This is a genomic window from Catenulispora rubra (assembly GCF_015356825.1).
In the GTDB taxonomy this organism is placed as follows: Bacteria; Actinomycetota; Actinomycetes; order Streptomycetales; family Catenulisporaceae; genus Catenulispora; species Catenulispora rubra.
Genome location: NZ_JAACYW010000109.1, coordinates 1 through 13,985, shown reverse-complemented (window position 1 = coordinate 13,985; position 13,985 = coordinate 1). Strand labels below are relative to the sequence as shown.

General features: G+C 70.7%; 10 protein-coding genes and 1 pseudogene. 6 read left to right on the top strand and 5 right to left on the bottom strand.

The window, feature by feature from the left end:
- The 3 genes and pseudogenes from GWK61_RS26940 to GWK61_RS26930 form a co-directional block, all read right to left on the bottom strand.
- The gene (locus GWK61_RS26940) at nucleotides 1-1,383 is read right to left on the bottom strand and encodes an L-serine ammonia-lyase (protein WP_194912572.1); all 1,383 of its coding nucleotides are present in this window, start codon (nucleotides 1,381-1,383) and stop codon (nucleotides 1-3) included.
- Nucleotides 1,384-1,523: 140 nt separating this feature from the next.
- Nucleotides 1,524-3,953: an FtsX-like permease family protein gene (locus GWK61_RS26935; protein ID WP_194912563.1), complete on the bottom strand. Its 2,430-nt coding sequence runs from the start codon at nucleotides 3,951-3,953 to the stop codon at nucleotides 1,524-1,526.
- A gap of 352 nt (nucleotides 3,954-4,305) precedes the next feature.
- Nucleotides 4,306-4,989: pseudogene (locus tag GWK61_RS26930) on the bottom strand (ABC transporter ATP-binding protein); the annotation flags it as partial.
- A gap of 174 nt (nucleotides 4,990-5,163) precedes the next feature.
- Here GWK61_RS26930 and GWK61_RS59790 point away from each other — a divergent pair.
- Both GWK61_RS59790 and GWK61_RS26920 read left to right on the top strand, forming a co-directional pair.
- A complete protein-coding gene (locus GWK61_RS59790) occupies nucleotides 5,164-6,429 on the top strand; it encodes a sensor histidine kinase (RefSeq protein WP_323747773.1) in 1,266 nt (421 codons plus the stop codon).
- On the top strand, nucleotides 6,426-7,160 hold the full coding sequence (locus GWK61_RS26920) for a response regulator (RefSeq protein WP_194912560.1): 735 nt from the start codon (nucleotides 6,426-6,428) through the stop codon (nucleotides 7,158-7,160). The genes GWK61_RS59790 and GWK61_RS26920 overlap by 4 nt, the downstream gene beginning before the upstream one ends.
- Nucleotides 7,161-7,413: 253 nt before the next feature.
- Here GWK61_RS26920 and GWK61_RS26915 read toward each other — a convergent pair whose 3' ends face one another.
- The gene (locus GWK61_RS26915; RefSeq protein WP_194912558.1) at nucleotides 7,414-9,912 is read right to left on the bottom strand and encodes an ATP-dependent Clp protease ATP-binding subunit; all 2,499 of its coding nucleotides are present in this window, start codon (nucleotides 9,910-9,912) and stop codon (nucleotides 7,414-7,416) included.
- A 66-nt stretch (nucleotides 9,913-9,978) separates the two neighbouring features.
- The gene (locus GWK61_RS26910; RefSeq protein ID WP_194912554.1) at nucleotides 9,979-10,722 is read right to left on the bottom strand and encodes a cytochrome P450 family protein; all 744 of its coding nucleotides are present in this window, start codon (nucleotides 10,720-10,722) and stop codon (nucleotides 9,979-9,981) included.
- Nucleotides 10,723-10,824: 102 nt separating this feature from the next.
- On the opposite strand from GWK61_RS26910, the gene GWK61_RS26905 reads away from it, so the two are divergent.
- The 4 genes from GWK61_RS26905 to GWK61_RS26890 all read left to right on the top strand — a co-directional run bounded on the left by GWK61_RS26905 (nucleotide 10,825) and on the right by GWK61_RS26890 (nucleotide 13,930).
- On the top strand, nucleotides 10,825-11,175 hold the full coding sequence (locus GWK61_RS26905) for a UBP-type zinc finger domain-containing protein (protein ID WP_194912552.1): 351 nt from the start codon (nucleotides 10,825-10,827) through the stop codon (nucleotides 11,173-11,175).
- A gap of 104 nt (nucleotides 11,176-11,279) precedes the next feature.
- The gene (locus GWK61_RS26900; RefSeq protein WP_194912550.1) at nucleotides 11,280-12,017 is read left to right on the top strand and encodes an HD domain-containing protein; all 738 of its coding nucleotides are present in this window, start codon (nucleotides 11,280-11,282) and stop codon (nucleotides 12,015-12,017) included.
- Nucleotides 12,018-12,062: 45 nt separating this feature from the next.
- Nucleotides 12,063-12,668, top strand: coding sequence for an RNA polymerase sigma factor (locus GWK61_RS26895; protein WP_194912548.1), 606 nt, complete (start codon nucleotides 12,063-12,065; stop codon nucleotides 12,666-12,668).
- A 26-nt stretch (nucleotides 12,669-12,694) separates the two neighbouring features.
- Nucleotides 12,695-13,930: a hypothetical protein gene (locus GWK61_RS26890; protein ID WP_194912547.1), complete on the top strand. Its 1,236-nt coding sequence runs from the start codon at nucleotides 12,695-12,697 to the stop codon at nucleotides 13,928-13,930.
- Nucleotides 13,931-13,985 lie beyond the last annotated feature (55 nt).

Below are 13,985 nucleotides of genomic sequence, written 5' to 3'. Positions count from 1 at the left end.
TCAGCACTCGATGACGTTCACCGCGAGCCCGCCCCGCGCGGTCTCCTTGTACTTCACCGACATGTCGCGGCCGGTGTCCTTCATCGTCTTGATGACCTTGTCCAGCGACACGTGGTGCCGGCCGTCGCCGCGCAGCGCCATCCGCGCGGCGGTGACGGCCTTCACCGCGGCCATGCCGTTGCGCTCGATGCACGGGATCTGCACCAGGCCGCCGATCGGGTCGCAGGTCAGGCCCAGGTTGTGCTCCATGCCGATCTCGGCGGCGTTCTCCACCTGCTCCGGGGTGCCGCCGAGCACCTCGGCCAGGCCGGCGGCGGCCATCGAGCAGGCCGAGCCGACCTCGCCCTGGCAGCCGACCTCGGCGCCGGAGATCGAGGCGTTCTCCTTGAACAGCATGCCGACGGCGCCGGCCGCGAGCAGGAAGCGGACCACGCCTTCCTCGTCGGCGTCCGGGACGAAGTTCACGTAGTAGTGCAGCACGGCCGGGATGATGCCGGCGGCGCCGTTGGTGGGGGCGGTCACGACGCGGCCGCCGGCGGCGTTCTCCTCGTTCACCGCCATCGCCCACAGCGTGGCCCACTCATTGGCGTGCATCTCGCGGTTGCCCTCGGTGCGCAGGGTGCGGGCCAGGCCCGGGGCCCGGCGGCGCACCTTCAGGCCGCCGGGCAGGATGCCCTCGGTGGTGATGCCGCTGCTCACGCACTCGCGCATCACCCGCCAGATCTCCAGCAGGCCGGCGCGCACCTCGGGCTCGGTGCGCCAGGCGAGTTCGTTCTCCAGCATCAGGCCGCTGACACTGATGCCGGTCTGCTCGGTCAGCTGCAGCAGCTCGGCGCCGGTGCGGAACGGGTACTTCAGGACGGTGTCGTCCAGGACCACGCGGTCGGCGCCGACGGCGTCCTCGTCGACCACGAACCCGCCGCCGACCGAGTAGTAGGTCTTGCTCATCAACGGTTCGCCGTGCTCGTCGTACGCGGACAGCTGCATCCCGTTGGAGTGGTACGGCAGCGACTTGCGCCGGTGCAGGACCAGGTCGCGGTCCTCGCTGAAGGTGACCTCGGCGGCGCTGCCGTGCTCGGTCCCCAGCAGCCGCAGCCGCTTGGTCTCGCGGATGCGCACCAGGTCGTTCTCCGCGCCCCGGACATCGACGGTCGCCGGGACCTGGCCCTCCAGGCCGAGCAGCACCGCCTTCGGGGTGCCGTGGCCGTGGCCGGTCGCGCCGAGCGAGCCGAACAGCTCGGCCCGGACCCGCGCCACCTTCGGCAGCACGTCCTCGTTGTCCAGGCGCTTGACGAACATCCGGGCCGCGCGCATCGGGCCGACGGTGTGGGAACTCGACGGGCCGATGCCGATCGAGAACAGGTCGAAAACGCTGACCGCCATGCTGGTTGCCTCTCACGCCATTGTGACTGGCTGTTTTAAGAGCTAAGCCGGAATGCCGGCCTTCCGAGGGTATCAACCGCGGGAGGCCGGCATTCCTTGGTGATTGCTGAGGTGGCTGCTGTTCTTGGCGCGTTCTCGCGCTATTCGGTCCGCAGCGCCGTAGCGGTCCGCGACCGCGCCGCCCAACCGGCCGGCAGCAGCGCCCCGAGCAGCGCGATCACGACCCCGCCGGCCAGCAACGGGAGCACCAGCCCGAGGGAGTAGGTGTTGGTCACACTCGGCGGCAGGTGCATGCCGACCGCGTTCCCCATCGGGGTCAGCGTCGCCTTCTCCAACGCGGTGCCGATCGGCACCCCGATCAGCCCGGCGATCAGTCCGGTGAACGCCACCGAGGTCAGCACCATGGTCACGGTCTGCCGCGGCGTCATCCCGAGCGCCTTGAAGATCCCCAGGTCGTGGATCCGCTCGCGGGTGTCCTGGACCACGGTGTTCAGCACGCCGAGCGCCGCCACCACGAGCAGCATCACCGACAGCGTCGCGACCAGCGCGCTCATCGTCAGCACCACGTCGGACTTGTTGCCGTCGGGCTGGTGGTCGACCGAGGCGTTCAGCGGCGACAGCGCGGCCGTCGCCGAGGCGGACCACGTCGGTCCGTCGGCGTTCGGGGCCAGCCGCACGTTGAACTGGTCGATGTACGGGGTCAGGCCGGCGGCCGTGAACGTCGCGCTGTCGACCAGGACCGACCGGCCGCCGTCGTGGGTGTCGAAGTCGATGCCGACCACCTTCAGCGCCAGCGGCTTGCCCTGCTGCACGACGGTGACGGTGTCCCCGACGTGCGTCCCCATCGCCGAGGCCAGCCGGTCGCTGACCACCGCCTCGTCGGGCCCGGAGTACCAGCGGCCGCCGATCAGCTCCAGCCCGGTCCAGGAGAAGTCGCCGGAGACGGTGTCCACCTCGCTCCGATCGCCGCTCGGCGCGCCGACGATGGTCGCCCCGCTGTCGCCCCAGCCGAAGGCCGCCTTGGTGCCCGGGATCGTGGCCAGCGCGGCGGACACCTTCGCCGGATTCAGGTGCGGGGTGCGGGGATCGTTCGGGCCGTAGAAGCCGCCGGGAACTTGGGGATGCCCGCTGGCGTCGGCCTGGCCGGGTACCACGATCAGCGAGGCGTCGTTGAAGCCGGCGGCCCGCTGGTCCTGGAACTTGCTGAACCCGGTCTCCAGCCCCAGCGCGAACGTCACGCTCACCGCGCCGAACAGCACCGCGGCACCGACCAGCGCGGCTCGCGCCGGCCGGGCGAAGGGCTGCGCCAGCCCCAGCGACATCGCCCGGGGCAGCGGCAGCCGGGAGGCCAGGCGCTGGGCCGCACGGCCCCGCTCGGCCTTGGGAGCGCGGCCCACCACCAGCGTCTGCACGGCCGGCAGCCGGCCGGCCCGCAGCGCCGGGATGAGCGCGGTGATCCCGACGATCACCAGCGTGCCCACCGGGACCACGATGTTCACCCACAGCGGCAAACTGGTGCCGGCGGCTCCGAGATCGTGGCTGGTGCCGCTCAGCACCGGGACCGCCAGCAGGTTGCCGAAGACGGTCCCGACCACGACCCCGATCGTCGCCGGGATCATGGCCTGCGCGGCGTAGGCGCGGGCCACCTGGCCCGGGGTGAAGCCGAGCGACTTCAGGATCCCGATGCGCCGGATCGCCGACACCACCGCGCCGCTGACCACGATCGCGATGATCAGCACCGACAGGAACAGGCCGAGGACGCCGAAGACGATCAGGAACGGCACGAACGCCTTGGCGTTGCCGGTCGCCTGCTGCTCGGCGGTCAGCCAGGACTGCGAGCCCTCCAACGAACCGGCCGGCACTGCGGTTGTGAGCGCCTGCCGGTCGGCGGCGATCTGGACGTCGGTCCCGGCCGAGGCGAAGCGGTAGAGCATCTGCGTGTCGGCCTGGGCCCCGGCGGCGGTCAGCCGGGCGAAGCCGTCCGGGGTGGTCCAGCCGCTCGCGGTGGAGGTCAGCGAGTTCGCGAAGCCGACGACCTTGAACGAGGGCTTGCCGGGCAGCGAGCTGAACACGACGGACTTGCCCAAGCAGTCGTAGGGGTAGTCGTTCAGCACGATCTGGTTCGCGCCGGTGGGCCAGCTGCCACGGTCCAGCACGATCTGGTCCAGGCCGGAGGTGGCCGCCAGGTTCGGCCGGGCGGAGACCGTGACCGGCGGCGCCGAGGTGCCGGCGAAGGGCATGTCGGAGCCCATGGTGGCGGTGCAGTCGGTACCGATCGTCGCGTCCAGCGCGGTGCTGATCGGGTAGGGGCCGTCGGCTTCGGTGACGCCGGCGGCGTGCGCGGTCGCGGCGACCTGGCTCGTGGTGGCCTTGGCGCCGTTGTACTGGACGGCCAGGTGTGCGCCGTCGCGTTGCGCGAAGGCGTGCTCGAACGGGGCCGAGACCGCGCTGAGCAGGCCGAGGGACAGGACCGAGGAGGTCACGGCGGCCAGGGTGGTCAGGGCCATGACGAAGGACTGGACGCGGCGGCGGCCGACGCCGGAGCGGACCACCTTGCCCAGGGCGCTCATCGGGTCACCGCCAGCAGGAAGCGGGCCATGGCGTGGAAGGCGGCTTCGAAGAGGCGCCGGGGGAGGGGCGGTTTGCGGAGGGTCATCGGACCGCTCCTGACGGGCCGTTGAAGGTGGTGGCGGTCGTGGTGTTCACGGCGTTTGCAGCGTTTGCAGCGTTTGCAGCGTTTGCAGCGTTTGCAGTGTTTGCAGTGTTTGCAGCGTTTGCAGCGTTTGCAGTGTTCGCAGTGTTCGCAGTGTTCGCGGCGTTTGCGGCCGTCGCGGAACCGGCCAGCGATGCGTCCCCCCGCGGCGCACCGATGGCCGGATTCACGGCAGCCCTGTTCGCCGCGTCCGGGTCCGTGTTGACCACGTCCCGGGCCACCGCGCCGTCGACCAGCTCGATCGTCCGGTGCGCGGTGGTCGAGGCCAGCTCGACGTCGTGGGTGACCAGCAGGATGGTCTGGCCCTCGGCGTTCAGGTCCAGCAGCAGCCGGCGCACGTCGGCGGCGGCGTGCGAGTCCAGCGCGCCGGTCGGCTCGTCGGCGAGCAGCAGCGCGGGCCGGTTCATCAGCGCCCGGGCCACCGCGACGCGCTGCCGCTGGCCGCCGGACAGCCGGGCCGGGTAGGCCTTGGCGTGCCGGTCGATGCCCAGCGAGCCGAGCAGTTCGGCGGCCCGGCGCTTCGCCTCGCCCTTGCCCATCCCGGCCAGCTGCGCCGGGACCAGGACGTTGTCGAGCACGGTGAGGTCGTCGAGCAGGTTGAAGAACTGGAAGATCATGCCGATCGAGGCCCGCCGGTAGCGGGCCGAGCCGGCCTCGCCGAGCTGGTCCACGCGGACCCCGTTGACCGTCACGCTGCCCCCGGTGGGACGGTCCAGGCCGGCGATCAGGTTCAGCAGCGTGGACTTGCCGCTGCCGGAGTGGCCGAGGACCGCCAGGCACTCCCCGGCGGGCACGGACAGGGTCACGCCGGCCAGGGCGGGCGGGCCGTCGTCGTACTTCTTCGTCGCGTCGCGCAGGTCGATCATCGGTTGGTTCGTCGGCGGGTTCGTCATGGCCATGAACCTATGGACGGACCGTGATCGACCGCGTCGGCCTGCGTCATGAACTCTGCTACACCGCTGAGCCGATGCGGAGGGGGCGTCATCCTGGTGGTGTATCCCGCAGGCGTAGGCCTGTAGACGGAGCGGGTGATGTGGACCGGCCCGCATTCTTGCGACACTGAGGCGGTGAACAGGGACGACGAGGGTTGGACGCGGGCTGTGTGGGCGGCGGTGCGCCGGCGCACGGGGGCGACGCCGTCGCCGAGCCACTGGGCCTGGGCGGCGGACGTCGCGCTGGCCCTGGCGATGGTGATCAGCACCCTCAACAGCGGCTACCACCACGCGGTGGTCAACCCCGACCAGCACGGCCCCTTCTACAGCGTGAACCACCTGATCGACGTCGGGCCGCGCGACACGTTCCTGGTGGTGATGACGGCGCTGCCGCTGATCGTCCGCCGGCGGTTCCCGCTGGCCGCGTTCTGGGCCTGCGAGGTGGCGGTGATGCTGCTGCACGCCAACATCTCGGACGCCAACGACACCGCGATCTTCACCTTCATGTCGATCCTGATCGCCGCCTACAGCGCCGCGATCTACAGCCCCTACCGCTCGGCGATGGTCTACAGCCTCGGCCTCGGCGCGATCCTGATCGCCGCCACCCGCGGCGGGCAGATCCCAAACGTCACGCGCGGCTTCGTGCCGTTCCTGTTCCTGATCCCGATCGTGTTGGGGGCCAACGCCATCGGGAACTGGAAGCAGCGCGTGCACGACCTCGAAGAGGAACGCGAATCGTCGATGCTGCGGGCGGTGGAGCAGGAGCGCGCACGCATCGCGGCGGAGCTGCACGACGTGGTGTCGCACAACGTGAGCGTGATGGTCGTGCAGGCCGGGGCGGCCCGAAAGGTCCTGGACAAGTCCCCGGACATGGCGCGCGAGGCGCTGCTGGCGGTGGAGGACAGCGGCCGCGCGGCGATGGCGGAGCTGCGGCACGTGATGGGCCTGCTGACGATGACGTCGCAGGGCGGCGACCCGGCGGGCACCGCGGACCTCGCGCCGCAGCCGGGCCTGGAGCAGATCCCGGCGCTGGTGGAGCGCATCCGCAGCGGCGGCGTGCGCGTGGACCTGGCGATCGAGGGCGACGTGATACCGCTGCCGTCGGGCCTGGACCTGGCGGCGTACCGGGTGGTGCAGGAGGCGCTGACGAACGCGGTGAAGCACGCGGTCGGCGCGCTGATCCGCGTGACGCTGGAGTACAGCCCGCAACGGCTGAAGGTGGACGTCGTGGACACCGGCGGCACGACCTCCTCGACAGCCGCCACCGGCAACGGCCGAGGCCTGGTGGGACTCCGCCAACGCCTGGCGGTCTACGGTGGGACGCTGAGCGCGGGCCCGCGCCTGACGGGGGGCTACATGGTGAGCGCGGTGATCCCGCTGAGGGAGGGGGCGACGGCATGAACGCGACGCGAGTGGTGATCGCCGACGACCAGGTGCTGGTGCGGACCGGGTTCCGCATGATCCTGATGTCCGAGGGCATCGACGTCGTCGGCGAGGCCGCCAACGGCGACGAGGCGCTGCGCGTGGTGCGCGCGACGCGGCCGGACGTGGTGCTGATGGACATCCGGATGCCGGGGATGGACGGGCTGGAGGCTACGCGGCTGATCCTGTCGGAGAGCGCCGGGGGCGCGGCCGCTTCCGGTTCGGGTTCCAGTTCCAGTTCCGGCTCTGCCGAACCTGCCCCCGAGCCGCCGCGCATCATCATCCTGACAACGTTCGACCTGGACCAGTACGTCTACGCGGCGATCACAGCCGGCGCGAGCGGCTTCCTCCTGAAGGACGTCAGCCCCGAGCACCTGGTCGCCGCAGTCGGGATGGTGCGAGCCGGCGACGCGATGCTGGCCCCGGCCATCACCCGCAGACTGGTCGAGCGCTTCGCGGTCCCGACTGTGAACCCGCGCACCGAAGCACTGCACAAGGACCTCGCGACCCTGACGCCCCGAGAGCGTGAAGTCCTAGGCCTCCTCGGCCGCGGCCTGTCGAACGCGGAGCTGGCGGCACGCTTCCACCTCTCCGAGGCGACGGTGAAGACGCACGTGGCACGGATCCTGGCGAAGCTGAATCTGCGGGACCGGGCCCAGGCGGTCGTGGTCGCCTACGAGACGGGGCTGATCACGCCGGGGGTGGCGTAGCGCGCTGAGGGCTCGGCTGTCGGTCGTTGTGTCAGTGCTCGGGCATATACATGTTGCAAGGGGCGAAAATGTCATAACAAAATGCCCGACTAAGCCCGCACACCAAGCCCGCACACCAAGCCCGCACACCAAGCCCGCACACCAAGCCCGCACACCAAGCCCGCACACCAAGCAGCAGGGCCGCGAGCCAAAGCCCGCGACCCCGCGCTGTCCTGACCGGCAACGTGTGTTGTGTCAGCTGGCCACCCCCGCCTCACTCACTCGCGTGCCGCACGCTGCACACCAAATGATCGTCCGCCTCATCCGCCACGATCGTGTCGCCCGGATTCGTGTCCCCGGACAGCAGCAGCGAGGCGACCTTGTTGTCCAGCTCGGCCTGGATCGTGCGGCGCAGGGGCCGGGCGCCGAACTCCGGCTTGTAGCCGCGGTCGACCAGCCAGCCCTTGGCCTTCTCCGTGACCTCCAGGCCGAGGTCCTGGGCCTTCAGGCGGCGGCGGGAGCCGTCCAGCATCAGGTCCACGATGTTGCCCATCTCGCCCTTGCCGAGGCTGTGGAAGATCACCACTTCGTCCAGGCGGTTGATGAACTCCGGGGGGAAGAAGCCGCGGACCTGGTCCATCAGCTGGTCGCGGATCTCGTCGGTGTCGCCCTTGTGCGCGAGGATCAGCTGGCTGCCGATGTTCGACGTCATGATGACCACCGTGTGCCGGAAGTCGACCGTGCGCCCCTGCGCGTCGGTCAGGCGGCCGTCGTCCAGGACCTGGAGCAGGGTGTTGAAGATGTCCGGGTGCGCCTTCTCGACCTCGTCGAACAGGATCACCGAGTAGGGCTTGCGCCGCACCTTCTCCGTCAGCTGCCCCGCCTCCTCGTAGCCGACGTATCCGGGCGGCGAGCCCAGCAGCCGCGACACCGTGTGCTTCTCCTGGAACTCGCTCATGTCGAAGCGCAGCAGCCGGTCCTCGTCGCCGAACAGCAGCTCGGCCAGCGCCTTGGCGAGCTCGGTCTTGCCGACGCCGGTGGGCCCGAGGAACAGGAACGAGCCGGTCGGCCGGTTCGGGTCCCCCATCCCGGCCCGCGAGCGCCGCACCGCCTCGGCGATCGCCGTGACCGCCTCGTCCTGCCCGACCACCCGGTCGTGCAGCGCCTCCTCCAGCTTCAGCAGCCGCGTCTTCTCGTCCTCGTTCAGCTGCGCGACCGGGATCCCGGTACGCCGCGACACCACCTCCGCGATGTCGTTCTCCGTCACCTTCAGCGCGCCCTCGCGCCGCTCCTCGATGGTCGCGACCTCGTCGTTCAGCTCGTCGATCCGCGCCTTCAGGTCCTTCGCGCGGTCGTAGTTCTCCGACGAGACCGCCTCGTCCCGCTCCCGCGTCAGCTTCGCCAGCTTGTCCTCGCGCTCGATCGCCTCGGTCGACTTGCCGAGGTTGCGCAAGCGGATCCGCGCGCCGGCCTGGTCGATCAGGTCGATCGCCTTGTCCGGCAGGAACCGGTCCGAGATGTACCGGTCCGACATCTGCGCCGCGGCCGCCAGCGCCTCGTCCGTGAACTTCACGCCGTGGTGCGCCTCGTACCGGTCGCGCAGCCCCTCCAGGATCTGGATCGTCTCGTCGACCGTGGGCTCGGCGATCAGCACCGGCTGGAACCGCCGCTCCAGCGCCGCGTCCTTCTCGATGTTCTTCCGGTACTCGTCGATCGTCGTGGCGCCGATGACGTTCAGCTCCCCGCGCGACAGCGCCGGCTTCATGATGTTGCCCGCGTCCATCGAGCTGTCGCCGCCGGACCCCGCGCCGACCACCGTGTGCAGCTCGTCGATGAACAGGATCGTCGAGTCCGAGGCCTTCCCCACCTCGTCGATCACGTTCTTCAACCGCTCCTCGAACTCCCCGCGGTACTTCGACCCGGCGACCAGCCCGGCCAGGTCCAGCAGCACGACCCGCTTGCCCTCCAGCGTCTTGGGCACGTCCCCGGACACGATCCGCTGCGCCAGCCCCTCCACGATCGCCGTCTTCCCGACGCCCGGATCCCCGATCAGCACCGGGTTGTTCTTCGTCCGCCGGGACAGCACCTCGACGGTCTGCTCGATCTCGTCGGCCCGCCCCACCACCGGATCGAGCTTCCCGGCCTTGGCGTCCTCGGTCATGTCCCGGCCGTACTCGTCGAGCGTCGGGGTGTCCGACGGCTGCTCCGGCCCGGCCGGCATCCCCTCGGCGCGCGACGCCTTCGTGATGCGCTTGCCCAGGTCCTTGGCGTCGACCTGGGTGTTGTTCAGCACGTGCCCGGCCCCGGAGTCCGGGTCCTCGGTCAGCGCCGCGAGGATGTGCTGCGGCCCGACGTACGTCGAACCGGACGCCTGCGACAGCTCGTGCGCCCGCATCAGCACGCGCTTGGCCGAAGGCGTCAGCCCCGGCTCCGACGACGGCGTCCCGCCGGAGGCCGGCAGCGACTTCTCGATCGTCTGCGCCAGCCGGTCCGGATCGACGTTCGCCGCGGCCAGGATGCCGCGCGTCGGCTCCACCTGCGTGGCCGCCCACAGCAGGTGCTCGGTGTCGAGGTCGGAGCTGCCGTCCTGGGTCGCGCGCCGCGAGGCCGTGGAGATCAGCTCCCGGGCCGACTCGGTCAGCAGCTGACCGATCGGCACACGCTGGACCCGCGGCGGCGAGAACTCCGGGGACATCCCGAAGAACCGGTTGAGCAGGTCGTTGAAGGGATCGTCGGAGCGGTCGAAGAAGCCGCCGAAGGAGCTCATGGACATGAATCCAGACAACACCCCATATGGGCGAACCGCACGGCGAGACTGCGCCGAGCGGGTAGGCGCCTGTCACCGAGCCGGTGCCGAGGTTTTCTCCACCGCGCCTTCGGCCAGAGCCAGGGCGAGCGCCCGGCCGGGACACACCCGGGGGCCGCTACCGAACGTCAGCCCCACCGGACCCACTTCCAGCAGCACCGACTCCCCTTCAGCGATCTCGGTTTCGCCGACGCGCGTAGCGGCAACGGCCACGCGCCGCATCACCTGAACCGGCGGAGTAGTGCGAATCGTGGCGTGCACGTCCCCAGAACCGCCGCGAGCACTTGCGATCAACGCCGCGGTGGCGTCGCATGCCTGCACGAGAATGCCCACGCGATTCGCGGCCTGCTCCGGATCGGACGTCTGCATCAGCGGCAGAAGCAGCTTCACGGCCTCGTCGGCAGCCGGATCGTCCCCACCGAAGTAGTTGTCGGCCACGACGCACAACGCCGCCACCGCCGCATCGTCCAGCGTCGGCAGCCCCATCGCCGCCGAGAGAGCCCGCAGAACCCCGGCCCGATCGTCACCGGCCGCACTGCCACCTCGACCGCTATCGACGCCGGCCGCCAACCGCCGCAGACCCTCCACATCAACCCGCGCCAACTCCGCCTCGACATAAGCACGCCGCCGCGCATGCACCGTACCATGAGCGAACCGAGCAACCGTCGCCCGCAGCCACGCCATCGAACCCTCAGGCCCGGACTCCGCAGGCAGCGGAACCAGCAGCGGATCAGCCAGCGCGGCCTCGATGTCGGCGCGAGAAGTCAGAGTCACCATGCCCCGACCGTACGGCCGCTTCACTTCGGCGCTCCCCGAAGTGTGGCCACCTCCCGAGCACCTGACAAGCGCTCGCGCCCCGAGCCGGGTAGCGTCTGGAGCATGTCCATCCCAGGAGTCGACCCCAGCGTCCCGCCGAGCGGTACCGGTTGTGTGGAGTGCGACGAGAACGGCGGTTGGTGGGTGCACCTGCGCCGTTGTACGCAGTGCGGCCACATCGGCTGCTGCGACAACTCGCCCGAGCAGCACGGCCGCAAGCACGCCACGAGCAGCGGCCACACCATGATCACCAGTTTCGAGCCCGGCGAGGACTGGTTCTACGACTTCAGCAACGACGACTTCTACGAGTCCGGCCCGGCCCTGGCGCCCCCGGACAGCCACCCGGCCGACCAGCCGGTGCCCGGACCGAAGGGCCGCGTCCCGGCGGACTGGCAGAGCAAGCTGAACGCGTAAAGCACCTAAAGCGCGCATCAAACACGTAAAGCACGCGTCGAAACACCCGTAGAAGCAACGCCCTGACTGGAGTCACGTCACCTGACCCCGCTACATTCGCCGCCATGGACGGGATTGAGCGGGGCCAGTTGAAAGTCATGCCCATCCACGCCGTGACCGAGGTCTACGGCGAGGCCGGCCTGCACGCGCTGTTCGACGTCGAGATCGAGGCGTTCCCCGACGGCGAGCGCGCCACCCTGAAGCGCGCCGAACGCGTCGCCTCCCGGCTGCACGCCGGCGACAAGCGGGTCCGCGAGCCGTATGTCAACCACCTGCTTCGGGTCGCGATCCGCATCATCCGCCACTACCAGGTCCGGGACGCCGAGGTGGTCGTCGCCGCGCTGCTGCACGACGCGGTCGAGGACCACCCCGCCGATCTCGCCGATCTGGCCAGCGACGCAGAACGCGCCGCGGGGGAGCGGTACGCGGCCCTGGCCGTCCTCGCCCGCGCCTTCACGCCGCGGGTCGCCAACCTCATCGCCGCGGTCACCAACCCCGACTACGACCCGGCGCGCGACCGCGGGGAGCAGTACCGCGAACACGTCGTGGAGAGCCTGGAAGTCGATCCGTGGGCGCGGGTCATCAAGCTGTCCGACTTCACCGACAACGGCGTCGGCATCATCCACACCACCGGCCCGAAGGTCCGCAAGGCCTCGGCGAAGTACGCGCCGCTGGTCCCGCAGCTCCGTGAGTTCGCGCTACGCGCCGACACCCCGTTGAGCGACGAGGTGAAGGAACTGATCGTCAAACAGCTCGACCTCGCAACAGAACGTTTCCGCGCCATCCTCGGACAGCTCGGGTAGGCTGCCCGGCGGGGTGGGTCCAAGACCTTCGCATCAAGGACCCCAATGCTGGATGGGCAAGACATAGCGGACGCTCTCACCGGCGCCGTGCGCGGTGACGAGGCGTCCTTCGCCGTGCTCTGGCGCGCCCTGAACCCGCCGTTGCTGCGGTATCTCCGAGTCCTGATCCCCGCCGCCTGCGAGGACGTCGCCTCCGAGACCTGGTTGCAGGCCTCGCGCGACCTCGGCGGCTTCACCGGGGACGCCAAACAGTTCCAGGTGTGGCTGTTCCGCATCGCCCGCAACCGCGCGATCGACGAGGGCCGCCGGAACCAGCGCCAGCTGGCCGATCCGGTCGCCGCGCTGCCGGAACAGCGGTCCGGGGACGACACCGCCGAAGCGGCGCTGGCCGCGATGGCCACGCGTCGGGCGCTGGCGGCCATCGCAGAGCTGCCACGCGACCAAGCCGAAGCGGTCCTGTTGCGAGCCGTCGCAGGGATGAGCGCCGAGCAGGCCGGCTCGGTCGTCGGCAAGCGCTCCGGCGCGGTGCGGGTAGCGGCGATGCGCGGTCTGCGCACGCTGAAGAAGCGCCTCGACAAGGCGGCCGAGCCGGAGAAGGCGCAGCTCAAAGGGATGGCGCGGACGGGTTCGAGGGCGGGTGTAACACGATGAGGCGCAGGATCGCTCCTTCGGGCACGATGCGTACGACAGGGAACTCCCCGCGGATCCTCGGGAGCCGGCGACCGGGTCGCCGAGCCGCCGAGGAACTGCTCGACCACGCCGGCGGCCCGGGTGCCGCGGGCGCGGTGCCGGGTGCCGCAGGCGCTGCGAACGTTGGCGACGTTGCGAAAGCTGCGAACGTCGCCGGCACCGCAGGCATAGCAGGCATAGCAGGCACCGCAGCGGGATCCCCACCGGCGGGATCAGGGCACGAAACGCGCCCCGATCTGGAGGCCCTGGCGCGGCTGCTCGACGCGGCCGCCGGACCGGCCCTGACCGCCGAGCTCTCGGGCGAGGACGCGGCCCGTGCCGTGTTCTCCGCGCATCACTCCGCCTCCGCGACACCCTCCAAGGAGAGACGCGTGTTCAGCAAAGCCCTCCTCGCCAAGACCGTGACGGTGAAGATCGTCGTCGCCGTCTGCGGCGTGTCGGTCGTCGGCGTGTCCGCCGCCGCCGCGACCAACTCGCTCCCGTCCGGCATTCAGTCCAAGGCCCACTCGCTCGGCTTCCCGGCCCCGAAGGACACCAAGGACACGAAGGACAACCGTGTCGGCGGGACCGACCTGATCACCACCCCCGTGGGCGCCGACGGCAAGGGTCCGGACGTCCCGACCCCGACCGGCGCGCCCACGAAGGCGGCCCCGCCGCGCACCGACCAGGCCGTCCTCGACGCGGCCGGCGCGAAGCTGCTCGGCGACGACAGCTTCCGGCTGTGCAAGGCCGCCGAGGACGGCGACCGCGACGACCAAGGGCACGACCTGACCGCGGCCGAGCTGCAGAAGCTGGCCAAGGCCGCGAACGTCCCGGCCGCCGACATCGCCAAGCTCCAGTCCGCGCTGGACGCGGAGCGCAGCGAGGCGCAGAAGCGGATGCAGGACTTCTGCAACCGGCTGGCGCAGGCGGAGAAGGACGTCCACGACGGCCACGCGCCGACGTTCCCGATCCCCACGCCGCACCCCGGCGACGGCTGGCCCACCACGTGGCCGACGACCTGGCCGACGCACCTGCCCAGCGGCTTGCCGACCGGGCTGCCCACGCATCTGCCGAGCGGCCTGCCCACGCACCTGCCGACCGGCCTGCCGACCCACCTGCCGTCCGGCGCGCCCACCTGGCCGACCGGCTGGCCGATCGACGGGGGACCGCAGAACCCGGTCGACCCGATCCACCCCGGCGCCCCCACGGCCACCGGCAGCATCGGCGGCTCGCAGCACTGATATCCGGACCCTGATCTACGGACGCTGATCCCTCACTGCCAGACCGTCTGGTCCG